Below are 14,458 nucleotides of genomic sequence, written 5' to 3' on the forward strand. Positions count from 1 at the left end.
TATCTATTTTTCAGTCAATCTATCTAAATTCGATGTTGTCTCATCTAAAAAACAATCTTTATTTGGCTTACTTTAAAAATTCCTTTCTAATAAGGCAATAACTCGTAAAGAATAATCCAAGAAGCCAAATTATAAATACAATAAAACGCATTATAGAATAGTTTGTATGTATTAGCTGAAAAACTAAATCATATATTATTACACTTGAAGCTATTGGTAAAACCCTATCTATAAAAGGCAACACGAGTATAGGAAATAATAGCAAAATTGCAAGTGCAATCATTGAATTACCGCATAAAAAGGAAAAAGAGTAACCCGCTAAAAAGTATACAACTGAACCAAACAAGTAATAATAAAAATTTACTTCACTATGAATACCCTGACTAAACATCATTACTATTAAACCTGCTAATACTGACTGTGTTAAACATTCTAGTAGATCTATTAATAATATGTATAATGCTGCCTTCACCCTACTTCCGTTGTTCAGGTAAACTTGCTTATAACTTTGTGTCCTCAATTCTACACTTGCATTTAAAACTCCATTCCCTAAAAAAGAGAACGATATTATAGTTAATAAAACAGAACTGTTAAAAGTGAGAGAATCTCCATTAACTTCGAATTTTAGATATCTTAATAAACTTATTATAATAACAAATACTAACTGAAATAATAAATAAACCTGTATAGGTAATAAACTATATTTTTTATAAAATAAGCTATGCAATTGGCTTTTCATTCTTCTTCCCCCATTTTATTTTTTCTAAATAAAATAAACAAATCATAGTAAGGAAAGTTTCAAATAATAGAAGAATCGCTCCATATAATTGAGTTGTCTGACCGGCTTCGATCCTACCAAAAGCAAAAGACTTAGCTCCAATTAAAGGTAATAAATTATCTAAAATAGGAGAAATTGCCTTAAGTATGCCTGATAAAGAAAAAACTAACAATAAAACTATCACAATCAAAGAAGGAATTGATCTTTTTGTTATTTTTACAAGTAATAGAGAGAGTAAATTAAGTGTAATTGTAAAAGCTCCTATTCTAGTGAAAACATCAAGCATTAAGCCTATAGACAGAATACTTTGTAACTTACTAACTAACATGAATTTAAGAAGTAATGCATTTAATAAAAACAACGTAAAGGTCGTCATTATTGAAATAACAATTATACTAAATATCTGTGAAAACAACCTTATTTTCCAGTTAGCACAAATTAGTGATGAAAACTCATCCTCACCAAATTGATAATCAGTTGCTAGAATTAATGCTGACAATATAGGCAAAAATAACACGGTTGCTTGATAAGGAGATGATAAAATAGCATCTCTCACCGTTCTATAAGGAGTCTCAATTACATTTTGATCAATATTTACTGAGTTGGCAGCACCAGTGTGTAGTGCATTAATGACTTGAATGTTTTGATAGGTAAAAAACAAACTAACTACAACTAAGATAAAAAATCCCATTTTAAATAAAGTTAGATGACTATATTTATATAAATACCCCTTAATAACTTGACTTAACATTTTATACTACTCCTTTCATGTACAGAGCTAAAATAGGCGTTTTCAAAACTATCATATTGCTTCAATACTTGCTCACGCTTGTCGTTTAGAACAACATGACCATTTGAAATACCTACAACTCTATCTACGGTTAATTCAAGTTCGCTCATATAATGGCTAGTTAATAGTACTGTTTTTCCTTGTTTCACAAAATCTTTGAGAAACTCTCTTAACCAACGGATTCCCTCTGGGTCCAACCCATTAATAGGTTCGTCTAAAATCAAAATATCTGGGTCTGCAAGTATTGCTGTTGCCAAGCCTAATCTTTGCTTCATTCCTAAAGAATAATCTTTGATTTTCTTCTTACCAACATTTTTTAATCCAACAATTTCTAAACATTCAGTACAACGTTGCTTACTTAGTCCACAAGAAAGTGCAATCCATCTTAATTGCTCATAACCAGTTCTACTTGGATAAGGTTGATAACTATCTAAAAAAGTTCCTACTATTGAGATTGGCTCAGCTCCTAACTCACTATATGTTGTTCCTAAAATAGTTGCCTTTCCACTATCAGCTGACTCCAACCCTAATAGTATTTTTATTAGGGTTGATTTCCCAGAACCATTAGGTCCAATCAAACCAGTAATTTCACCTTTATTAGCTTGAAAAGTTATATTTGATAATACAACTTTGTCATCGTATGTTTTATTTAAATTAGTAATATTAATCATTTCGCTTTCCTTTGACGAATAGAACCTTTTGAAATTTCATAAATTAATGCTTTCACCAATAGGCTTATTATCAAACTCCACCCATGCATATGCATTAAAAGGGGAAGTTTTAAAATCTGAAACCCAATCTGGAGAATGTCTTGTTATAGTGAAGGTACCTTTCACTATAATTGTAGTTTATCAATATCTTTTCGGAAAAAAATCAGAGTTAATAGTTTTACATATTTTTAATAAAAAAATGTTCTGAGATAGTCTTTAAACATCTTATTTTAGATAAGAAACAATCCACAAAAAAATCCCAAGTGCCATAAGCAACTTGAGATTTTCTTTCTGTCTGGGCATGCCTGAGTCATTCAGGTCTTTTGATTATTTTTCTTTTTGATCTTTGTGATCTTTTTTATTTTTCTTCTTACGTCCGTTGCGACCAAGTCCTAGACCTGTTACCGATACGGTGAAGCCTGCGATATTGATGGTTTCTTCAATCTTACCTTTGTTTGCTTCTTCCTCATTTGAGAGATTAATTGGCATCTTGTGTTTAGAGCCTTTACCCTCAGCTTGACCAGAAACAGGTGCTTCAAAGTCGTCGCCTGGTCCATAAGTTACTGGTCCCTCATGAGATTCCACTTGTTCTTCAACTTGGTCGAGAACTTCTAGGTCTTGAACCTCTTCAACAACGATATCGTCTGCCTTGTTTTCTTTAGGTTTACCATTGATATCACCTGTAAGCGGGATATAAACAACGGTTTCTTCAAGGTTTCGTTGACCTACTGTCTTACCTTCAACCTTGTCCTTATCAGCGCTATAGCCTTCTACTTCAGGGGTGATAACTGTTTCAAACTGACCTTTATTTGAAGTCCAGTAGCTTGAACCAAGCTCTTCACCTGTAACCTTATCAATAGTCAAGCTACGAGTCCATTGAGCGGTTTGGATGTTATTAGCAGGAAGTTCTGCTTGTCCATCGCTAGATGTGTAGAGAACTGTGAAGGTTACATCTTTGATATAGCTTTCACGTTCTGGCCATTTAGCACCATCAGGATTTGCTGGGTTGATTGGTGTACCAGCTTCTTGGATGTTATCTGGACCTACTTGAACAGTACCATGACGAAGGGTAACCATGAAGTTTTGGTCAACATGTGAATCACCATCAAAGATAACACCGTTTGTGAAACCATCCGCAAGGAGGGTATAACCACGATCACTGTAGTACTTGATGCGCTCGATTGTTGAGTAATCGATAACCTCGCCTGATTTACCAAGCAAGTCAACCACTTCAAGTTTCTTACGAGTTGTGCCATCAACATAAGTAACTGTAGCTTTCTGAGCATCCTTAAGGTAAGTTACTACTTCCATGATTTCAGGTGTTTCTACAGAAACATCTGTCATTTCAGCTACTTCCATACGGTCTGGTGTAAATCCAACAACCTCTGGAGAAGGAACAGCTGAGAAGCCAGCTTGAGTACTTGACCATGCTTCATAATTGATAGCGCCTGTCACAAGGTTAACGTTAGCCAAACGTTTGAAATCAAGAACTTCAACGTAGTCGTCGCTAGCCAAGCCACCTTCTTCGAAGACATACTGGATGGTACGTGTCACATCGGCACGGTTTTCAAGCATCTCTACGCTATTTGGCCAAACTGGACTATTAACATCGTTTGGATCTACGACTTCACCTGCAACTGGTGCTGGCATATCTGGATCAATAAGAACCAAACGTTCACGAAGAACAACTTCGAAAACTTGATCAAAGTCAGAATCACCATTGTAAGTGTGGTCAAAGGCTTCTGCATAACCATCGTTGACAAGTTCATAACCTTGTTTGAGCAAGTTTGCAATTTGTTCATCAGTAGAGTAGTCAATCTTTTCACCTGAGCTTCCGACGACGACATCACGAGTCAATTCAGACTTATCAAGCTCATTCATGTAAAGGATAATAGCTTTTTGCTCATCCTTAGCATAAACCACATTGGTATCTTGACCTGGGTGTTCTGGAGTAATAAAGGCCTTTTCAGAAATGTAACCAAGAACATCTGGAACGACTGTTTCCATAGCCATGGTTGGATCTTCAGGATCGTTGTTGTAGCTTGGAGTAGGTGCATTTTCAATAGGTGTACCATACTCATCTACTGGAATAATCTTACCAAGCTCTGTGTAAGTAACTGTATCTTCCACTTCTGGAAGGTCAGGGCGAACTTCAAGTCCACCAGCTTGACGTTTATCCGCATAGAAGCCATCTACAACTGGAACTTCTACAACATCATAAGTGAAGCTGTCTTGATCCCAAGTGCTTGTTTGTTCCACTTGGTTAAATTTACCGTGGAAGCTGAAGCTATCTTGAATGTTGATAACTGGATCTTTGTAGCCTGCACCTTGGAAGGTAACCGTTTGTTTCGTATCTTGCGTGATATCATCCAAGATTGGCTCGTAAACCAAGGTTTGGTCCATGCTGAGGTCAATTGGCAATACCAATTCACTTTCAGCTTGGTAGCCAGCAACTTGTGGTGCTGGTGTCTCAATAACTTGCGTAGCATCTTGAGGATCATTAGCATAATGAACTGGCTCTGCATTCGCGATAGGATTACCAAAGCTATCAACAGGGATAATCTTACCAAGCTCTTTATAGGCAACACTGTCTGTTGCTTCTGGTTTATCAGGTGTAACAACCTGCATACCAGCAACTGCCTTGTCCGCAAAGTAACCTTCGATAACTGGAACATTGACCTTAGCGAAAGTATAGCTGTCTTGATCCCATGTGTAAGTGTCTTCTGCTTGGTTGTACTTACCAGTGAAGCTGAAGTCAGACTGAATATTAACAGACGGTGTTGCTTCGCCAGCACCTTTGAAGAAGACAGTTTGTAAGGTTGGTTGCGTGACATCCTCTAGAATTGGAGCATATTCGACAAGAATATCGTCTGTCAAGCTCTCAGGCATGACACTTTGTTGCATTGGACGGTAACCCGGAATGTGAGGAACAAGAGTCTCACTAACCTTTGTTGGGTTATTGGCATCATTGTTAAAGGTTGGCGTAGGCACGTTTGGAATCAAGCGTCCATTCGCATCAATAGGAATGATCTTACCAAGTGGAACGTAGGTAACGGTTTCTTCTATATTATCCTCAGTAACATCTCTACCCTTAACTTCTACTCTATCCGCAAAATAGCCTAAAACAACTGGTGCATAGATATCATAATACTTGGTTTTGTTTGGAGACCACTCTGTCTCATCAACAAGCTCACCTGTAACTTTGTCGAAGGTAAGAGTACGCACCCAATAAGCCTTTTGCACATCAGCATCTGGCAAATCAGCATTGCCATCTGTACTTCTGTAAAAGACTGTGAAGCTTACTTCTTTTTCGTAAGCATACTTAGATGGCCATTTAGGTCCATCTGGATTATTAGGATTGATTGGAGTATCTGGGACTTGCTCATTGTCAGGTCCCACCTTGGCAACATCGTGTTGCAAGAGGACGAACCACTCTTGATCATCAATATCTTTATCATCAAAAATGGCATCCTTAGGGAATTCATCCTGAATCAAGTCATATCCCATGTCCTTGAAAGTCTTGATACGTGTTGCTGTCCCGTATTCAATCGCTTCACCCAATTCACCGGTCAACTGGTCACTAACCAAGTAAGCACCGGTAGTTTCATCAATATAAGTGATGCTGGCTTTCTTGAAAATTTTACGATACACAACCGGAGTGTCCGCCCCTGGTTTGTTCGGTACTACACTTTTAATATCTGTCATATAATCTTGAACAGCTGGTGTTGCTGTCTCACCCGCCTTTCGTGGATCTTTTTTGTTATTGTTATACTGCTTAGTCAAAGCACCTGGAATATATTCCCCATCTTCTGTCACAGGGATAATGCGTCCCAATTTCCTATAGGTCACATGTTCCGTTACCGTTGGCACATAAGGCGTGACAACGTTAAAACCCGCTTCCTTTTGGTCAGCGAAATAGCCCTGGACAACTGGTACCGATATCTTAGGATAGGTATAACTGTCCTTGTCCCATTCGATTAAACCAGTCTTCCTATCCCTAGTCCCTGTGAAGACATGGTTTTCCATGACTTCAGGATCTGGAGTTTGCGAATCCGCTCCTTGAAAGATAATCTCCTGCTTGGATGGAATCCTCACGGTTTCCGATTGAGCATGATTATCAAAGAGAACTTCGTCAGCTCTGGCAAAATCTAATGGAGAGGGGGCACCGTGGTCAGAGCGACTTTTCGGGTTAGTCAATAATTTAGAAAGATCTATAGTATCAACTAAATCAGAGTGCGCTGATTTATGTGCAATATGCTCTTCGGCAGTTCTTGCTGCTGCTTCAGTCGCATCTTCCCTATAGGCTCTCAAAAATACTCCCCCTTTCTTCTTTTTATGAGAAATAAAATCCTTTACTTGCTAAGTTCTCATGGAAATCTTTTCTATTAAGATTTCATTTTCCCTCAGAGAAGCTAACAAGTTCTTATCAAAGATTAAAATTTTTGATATCTCTTATATATACTATAATACGAGAATCGAATTTTTACAAGTAAGGTGTAAGAACTTTAATCATTTTAACCCCTAAGTGAAAAAATAGTGTTTTAATGTGCAATATCTATCAAGTAGTTTACGAAAGTGATATCAAAATGAGATTACCCCTATAACTTAAATGACGAGTCTTTAATGGTGTTTTCTCTCCCTAGAGACACTCTTACAAGAAATACACTTAAAACGATCACAACTACTTCTCATCTTTGAAAGTCTAGAGCCTTACCTTAGTTGTAAGGGAACAACCTAAGAGAATGACACAGACAAGGTCCGTGCCTAGTCCTCGACTATGGAATACCAATAAATAACTGGCATTACTCCTAGTATAGATTGACTTTGACGCTTCGTCAATAGATTGGAACCATTTAATGAAAATCCCTAAATTCAAAGTTTTCTCGTATTAAATTATGTATTAATAATAGTTATTTGGATTAGGCTATTTTGATGTCATCCTGGGCACCAAATAGTCAGAGGTATTTTCACAACTAACTCAAGAAACGGGTTAAATTGACTATTCACAGTCCACATCTAAGTCTTTACGGAAACCCAGTTACGCCATAAAAACCGAGACTGTTGTCTCGGTTCATACAGTTTGGAAACGATTAGATTTGACCTCGGCCTTCACCGTCAAAGTAAACCCACCATTCTGGACTTACTTCAACCCAACGGTTAACTGCCATTTCACCTGAATTTGGATCAAAGTAACGAACAACACCGTTTACGCGAACCAAATGACCTTTGATTTGTTTACCATTGTTATCAAAGAGGAGATTTTGACCATTGATATTAACCATGCCTTTGACAGCATTACCATTACCATCAAAGTAATACCAGCTACCATCAATTTCGTGAAATTGATTGCGGTAGAGCTCACCTGAGTTTACATCATAATAACGAAGGTTACCATCTACGTTTGCCAAAGCACCTTTGACCTGACGGCCATTTTGATCAAAGTAGAGGTTTTGACCATTGATGTTTTGTGAACCTTTTACGGCTGCTCCATCATTATTGAAGTAAGCCCAAACACCCGGTTCAATTTCAGCAAAACGGTTGCGAGCCATTTCGCCTGAGTTAGCATCATAGTAACGGATAGTGCCATTCTCATTAACGGTACGACCTTTAACTTGGACACCATTGTTGTCGAAGAAGAGTTCTTGACCATTAATGTTTTTGTGACCTGTTACACGTTTACCATTACCATCATAGTAAGCCCAAACGTTATTACCAATTTGAACGAATTGGTTACGTCCTGATGCATTATTATTGTTGTCTGGTTTTGGATCTTGTTTGCCGTTTGCGTTCAAGACACCGTTTTGGTCATAGTAGAACACTTGACCTCTGCGGTTTTGACGATAACCATCACGCAACTGCACACCATTAGCGAGGAAGAAGTATTGTTTACCATCGATAGTCTTTTCACCGATTGCCATGCGACCTGAGTTATCAAAGTAGTAAACATTTCCGTCGTTATCTTTGATGAAGGCATTCTTAGCACGTTTGCCATCGTTATAACGATAGTAAACACTGCCCCAGCTCTTCTCGAACTTACCACTACCATCACCGTTTTGGTTGTCGTTGTTAGTTGATTGGTTGCTTCCGACTACTTTTGGAAGGCTAACTTTACCACCATTTGTACCATAGTAACCACTTAGACCATTCTTAAGCACGTACTCTGAACCACGGTCAAGAATGTTAGTACCATTCATGTACTTCGCAGACCACTGTGTAATTTTCTCGTCAGTAGTCATACGTTTACCAGTAGAGATTTGAACACGGTCAAAGATTTGTGGGTAAAGACGTTTCAATTCATCAAGGAAGGCACCACCATATTTACCTTGGTAGTCGTTACCAAAAGTACGTGTCTTAGCAGCATAGAGGCTATGATTGATGATTGCGCCGTCTTTAGTTTCACCATAGTTATTAACACGAGTTGCAGTGACCACTTCATCACCCGGAAGGTTGTAGATTTGGTCTGGAACCCAGTCAGCAATCGCTGAGATACCTACAGCGTGGAGCGATTTAAGAGCTGCTTTCAAGTCAGCCAATGAACCGTACTTGTTGTCCTTACTCATACCAATATCATAACGGTCTGTAAAGGCATAACCATTTTGGATGACTGAGTCAAGGAAGCTACCGTCATCACTTGAAACGTATTGTGGGGCAAATTCGAATGATGTGATCCCCCATGATTTGAAGAGGTTTGCATTTTCAGCAATCTTCTTGTTAGTGTATTGTGATGAGTCTTGGACGAAGTCTTGGAAGTTAGAGAAACCTTCGTAGATAACTTGTGAATCAAGGGCAGCATTTGATTCGTAAACCAAACCACTGCTGTTCTTTTCTTTACTTGGTGCCACACGCACGTCTTGAGTTTCAGAAGCACCTACTGGTACCCAAACCGCAAGGTAACCATCAACTTGAGGGTTACGAATACCACGGATTTCGCTTGCATTAAATGTCAAATTACCGTTACCATCAGTGTATTTGACAATACCGTTAGCATCGCTGTCATTCAAGTAAGTAGCCACACCATCCTTTGTTGTCAAAAGCAATGGGCGATAAGCTTGGTTACGGTGAGCCGCACCCATGTTAATAGTCAAGTTACTTGTCAAACGAAGGGCTGGTTGGTTTGAAACGATAACTGCCATACCTTGGTTACGTGTTTCTGCTGTACCAGCATCAGAAGCACTGTTAGCCCCTGTACCATAACGTACAGAAGTCAAGACACCTGCAGCATCCCAACCATTAGTATTACCATAACCGATGTAGTTAACCTTCATATCTTGACCACCAGCTGCATAGCGGATACGGCCTTTCAAGAGGGTTTCAATAGCATCGTAATATGGTGATTTTTGAGCCATATATTGACCATCATCTGTGTACATGTCTCCATAGTAAACACGTGGCACAGTGTCCTTATGCGTAAGCATCAAGGCATATGCTGATGGGATATTATATTGTGTGTACTGCTTGTTAGCACTACGCATGTCTCTGTTGTAGATTTCAAAGGCTTTCTTCATTTCATCAAGAGTGAAGGTATTCCCTGTTGATTGAGGGTTGATTTCATTTTTGATGATTTGACCAATGATTGATTGTACCTCAGAGTCGTGAGCACGCACAAAGGCGTAGTTAGCCATACGTTTAGAGTTTTTACCACTTTCAGAACGGTCATTCATACTATTTGAAATGAGTGGTTCAACTCCTGAACGGTTACCGATTGGACGCAAGAGTGAATATACCAATGCCAAGTGCATAGGGTCATCCATTGGCAATTGAGCACCTTTAGTGTCTTCATTGTAGTATGGGTCATTGTGAGACCATGCTTCCAAGATAGACATGTGTTTAATGGCTTGATCTTGACTTTGATCAGCACCATATTTAGCTTTGAAGTAATCTGAAGCAATTTGGAGAAGGTCGGCATTGACATTATCCACGGCATCGACACGAACACCATCGAAGTTTTCATCTTCAGAACCACCAGTGATAGTACCGATGTTCATGATGTAGTGGAGCCAGTTCAACTGCTCAGCTTGAACCGCAGGGTTTGAGTTATCGATATCATTAGCCAACAAGAACTCGAAACCACCGTTGCTTGTATCCTTAGTATACTTAGGATTGCGTTTACCTGTTTGGCTAGTTGGTGTGCGGTTCAAGAGACGATAGTCAGAGTTAGCATGACTTGTACGACTATCGTTGTTATAGAGAAGGGCACCACCTTGCAAGTGATCGCTGTTATCAAGATTTTCAGAAGTTGAATTCCAACCTGGTTGGGTCTTCACGAAATTTTTGATAGTTGTACGCAACCAGTCAGTGTTGCCTTCACGCGCAATACGTTCCTCAATACGCTTTTGAACTTCAAGCGCTGCTTGGTCCATTTGAGTTTGTGAACTGTATGATGTGTAGGTTTGATTCGTACCAAGACCTTGCTCCTTCATGTAGTTAAGGTAGCTTGCTTGGACAGCCTTGCTTGGCCACCAAACCGTAAGCAATGGACGTTTGTCATTTTCACTTGAGGCAGTCCACTCTTTACCGTCTTTCAAGATTTCTTTTGGACGGTACCATGTGTTGGCAGTGAAGTAACCGTCAACAAGTTCGATATCTTTATTAGTTGTACCATAAAAGGCATTTTTATCACCATTTACAGTAACGTTTGTGTTTGTGCTGTCAGCTGATGAACCTGTTCCGCCGTTCTTGTCGAAACGGTAATCTTTTTGGTTAGACAATTCACCGGTCTCAGCGTTGAAGTATTGGCTTCCGCCGTTACGTTCAAGGACATAGTTCTTACGAATAGTACCGTCATCTTCAACATAGTATTGTTTTCCATCAATTGTTTTGATGTGGCTTGGACCATCAGTTACAACATTGTTAGTTGCTGGAAGGTCGTTATTTACTACTGTGACCGTATTGTTAGCATTGTTATTATTACCAGCAACTGGTGTGGCACGACGGCCTCCTGTAGGACCACGGCGGGCACCAGTCGCACGACGTTCACGTGTCGCTGCACGGTCTGTAACTGTTGTTGTATCAGTTGTAGTATTGTTATTTGTTGTGTCAACAGCTGTATCGTTGGCTGCTGTTGTATCTGTTGTAGTTGCCGCACGATCAGAGACGACTGTCGCTGCCGTATCAACAGCATTCGCTGCAACTGTAGTTGTTGTATCAGTTGTCAAATCGAAAGTTGCTGTTGGAGCTACTTGGTCAGTTGCGGCATTGTTTGTCGTTGCAACTGCTGTAGTTGGATCCTGAGCAGCCGTTGTATCGTTAGATACAGTACCCGTATCAACAGTAATATCGGGGATGGCTACAGTAGCATCCGTGTGTTCGTCGGCCTGAACGACACTGTCGTTAGTCCCTAAAGAAACCGCTGAGACCGCACCGAGAGACAAACCTGTCACTGCGATGGTTACCCATTGTTTCTTAACTTTGTGCATTTTATAATGTACTTTTTTGTCCATAATAAAAAGACTCCTTTTTCCCATTTATAGCTTCATTCTAAATCATTGAAAGCTTTTTTTCAATAAGATTCGATAAATTTTCATAATTTTTAGAAAAGTCCTTTTATTGTTTTAATGACATTAGTTTTAAATGAGTCTTTAGCATTATAAACATGCTCATTTTAGTGTTGTTGAGAAAAAGATAATTGATAATCTATAGCTATTTAGAATGATTATTGATAAGGTGCTTCTTTTAATGGGATTACAAGGAAATCTAATGAAAATTCACAAAATCCTTAAGACTTCTTCTCTTGAGTCATCTAAGATTTACATCCTAACTAAATCATTAGGTTTGTAAAGATGATGGTTTTTTAGGAGAGCTTCTCATACTGAAAATAAATTCTAACTATCTAAGCGACTCATTACTTACCGAGGTGTAAGGGCTTTAAATTGGGGCACTATAGTGCCAGTAAGAAAGCAGAACATCGAGCAACAAGCCATCACATAAAAATGTCTCAAAAGCCTATCAATCTTGCTGAAACTAAGGAAAAAAGGAGTATAATAAAGGTGAAAGAATTAACCTATTTAGACACAAATAGAGGGGTAGGTGAGAAAGATGTCAGTACAACATACAAACTTCAACACAAGCCAAGATAAGGGTAAGACTGGTCAAGAGGTCATTAAGCCGGACCTCATTAAGAATAATTCTCCAGACAACAGAGTTGCTTCTATTCTCCTGTCAATTGCCTTTTATTTAGCCATAGTCTATCTTGTCTTATTCTTGCTCTTCGGTCTGTCAAATCCTTGGGGAATGCTTATAATAATTTTCCTAGCACCTAGTTTGATTAGTTTTATCATTGCAACTATTTTAACAGGTATTGGTCGTAAAAAAGGTAATAAAAACTTCTTATACACAAGCATCATTTTTTATATAGCTTCTGTCCTTTTGGCTTATGACTGAACTGCACCCCAAAAGTTAGACAGAAAAAATCTAATTTTTGAGGTGTTTTTATTATGAAATTAACTTATGAGGACAAGATTCAGATATATGAACTGAGAAAACAAGGGAGAAGCTTCAAAGAGCTTTCCAAAAGATTTGGTGTGGATGTTTCTGGACTAAAATATATGGTGAGGTTGATTGAACGTTACGGAATAGAAATCGTCAAAAAAGGGAAGAATCGTTACTATTCTCCCGAATTAAAGGAAGAAATAATTAATAAAGTGTTGCTTGAAGGTCGTTCACGAAAAAGTGTATCTTTAGATTATGCTCTACCCAATCCTTCTCTGTTGAAAAATTGGATAGCACAATACAAGAAAAATGGGTATACTATTGTTGAAAAAACAAGAGAGAGAGTACCTAAAATGGGACGTAAACGTAAGAAAACTTGGGAAGAAATGACAGAACTAGAACGACTCCAAGAGGAGAATGAACGCTTACGTACCGAGGTGGCTTACCTAAAAAAGTTAAAAGAACTAGAAGACAGGGACGAAGCCTTACAGCGAGAAAGGCAGAGACAATTAGAGAAATGGTCACAGGAGGATTTCGACTAGATTTACTTCTTGAAACGGCTGGTTTAGCTCGCTCAACTTACTACTATCAGTTGAAACAACTAGATGGATTTGACAAAGATAAAGTGCTTAAAGCTGAAATTCAATCAATTTATTGTGAGCATAAAGGAAATTACGGCTATCGTCGAATGACTCTTGAATTGAGAAATCGTGGCTTCATGGTAAATCATAAGAAAGTGCAACGTCTGATGAAGGTTCTTGGTTTAAGTGCTCGAATTCGTCGTAAACGTAAGTATTCTTCATATCAAGGAGAGGTTGGTAAGAAAGCAGAGAATCTCATTCAACGCCAGTTTGAAGCATTAAAACCAATGGAAAAGTGCTACACAGATGTGACAGAGTTTGCCATTCCAGCAAGCAGCCAAAAACTCTATTTATCACCAGTTTTAGATGGTTTTAACAGCGAAATTATCGCCTACAATCTTTCTACTTCGCCCAACTTAGCACAAGTAAAAATGATGTTGGAACAAGCCTTCACAGAGAAGTGCTATGAGAAAACTATTCTACACAGTGATCAGGGATGGCAATATCAACATGATTTCTATCATCATTTTTTAGAGGAGAAAGGAATCCAAGCCTCCATGTCACGTAAAGGCAATAGTCCAGACAACGGCATGATGGAATCCTTCTTTAGCATTCTTAAGTCTGAGATGTTTTATGGTTATGAGAAGACGTTTAAGTCAATTGAGCATTTGGAACAAGCTATTGTAGACTATATTAATTATTACAATAACAAACGCATTAAGATAAAACTAAAAGGACTTAGTCCTGTGCAATACAGAACTAAATCCTTTGCTTAAATTATTTGTCTAACTTTTTGGGGTCAGTACAGACCCTGACTGGGGAGTTTTTCGATTTATACCGATTCTGTTAACTATTCTCGTAACTGTGGGAACAGTGATGTATAAACAAGATAATGAGAAAACCAACAAATAGGAGTCCATGTTTAAGTGGTCTCCTATTTTTATGTAGTCGTTAGTATTTCAAAAGGTTTGTTCCATTTTGAAACTATCACAACATCTCCAAATCAAAAAACACCTTCTAGCTAGAATGGTTAGCTAACATGAAGGTGTTTTTTTGCGCTTATCTGAACATTGCAAAGACTATTACAATTCTGAAATACGAATAATCTTCGACCTATTCTTCATCTTTCTTACGTTTAGCAAGAAAGGCGAGACCTGTTGCAGTTGCCAAA

7 protein-coding genes are annotated in these 14,458 nt (G+C 38.4%); 2 read left to right on the forward strand and 5 right to left on the reverse strand.

The genetic code is table 11. The features are described 5' to 3' along the window. Nucleotides 1–67 precede the first annotated feature (67 nt). The 5 genes from AX663_RS06040 to AX663_RS06060 form a co-directional block, all read right to left on the reverse strand. Nucleotides 68–739, reverse strand: a complete 672-nt coding sequence (locus AX663_RS06040; protein WP_060973016.1) for a hypothetical protein — start codon at nucleotides 737–739, stop codon at nucleotides 68–70. Beyond that, the gene (locus AX663_RS06045; RefSeq protein WP_060973017.1) at nucleotides 720–1,529 is read right to left on the reverse strand and encodes a hypothetical protein; all 810 of its coding nucleotides are present in this window, start codon (nucleotides 1,527–1,529) and stop codon (nucleotides 720–722) included. The genes AX663_RS06040 and AX663_RS06045 overlap by 20 nt, the downstream gene beginning before the upstream one ends. Beyond that, on the reverse strand, nucleotides 1,523–2,239 hold the full coding sequence (locus AX663_RS06050) for an ABC transporter ATP-binding protein (RefSeq protein ID WP_002891344.1): 717 nt from the start codon (nucleotides 2,237–2,239) through the stop codon (nucleotides 1,523–1,525). Before AX663_RS06050 ends, AX663_RS06045 begins: the two co-directional genes overlap by 7 nt. Before the next feature lie 366 nt (nucleotides 2,240–2,605). Beyond that, the gene (locus tag AX663_RS06055) at nucleotides 2,606–6,589 is read right to left on the reverse strand and encodes a mucin-binding protein (protein WP_060973018.1); all 3,984 of its coding nucleotides are present in this window, start codon (nucleotides 6,587–6,589) and stop codon (nucleotides 2,606–2,608) included. Between the two features lie 779 nt (nucleotides 6,590–7,368). After that, entirely contained in the window at nucleotides 7,369–11,721 is a 4,353-nt protein-coding gene (locus tag AX663_RS06060; RefSeq protein ID WP_060973021.1) for a glycoside hydrolase family 70 protein, read from the reverse strand. A 592-nt stretch (nucleotides 11,722–12,313) separates the two neighbouring features. Between AX663_RS06060 and AX663_RS06065 the strand changes: the two genes are divergently transcribed. Both AX663_RS06065 and AX663_RS10370 read left to right on the forward strand, forming a co-directional pair. Beyond that, nucleotides 12,314–12,658, forward strand: a complete 345-nt coding sequence (locus AX663_RS06065; RefSeq protein WP_231724216.1) for a hypothetical protein — start codon at nucleotides 12,314–12,316, stop codon at nucleotides 12,656–12,658. Between the two features lie 53 nt (nucleotides 12,659–12,711). Further along, a protein-coding gene (locus AX663_RS10370; protein WP_156246899.1) for an IS3 family transposase occupies nucleotides 12,712–14,063 on the forward strand; the annotation gives its coding sequence in 2 pieces (ribosomal slippage) (nucleotides 12,712–13,162 and nucleotides 13,162–14,063; 1,353 coding nt in all). The last annotated feature ends 395 nt before the right edge of the window (nucleotides 14,064–14,458 follow it).

It is taken from the genome of Streptococcus sp. CCH8-H5 (assembly GCF_001556505.1).
Lineage (GTDB): Bacteria > Bacillota > Bacilli > Lactobacillales > Streptococcaceae > Streptococcus.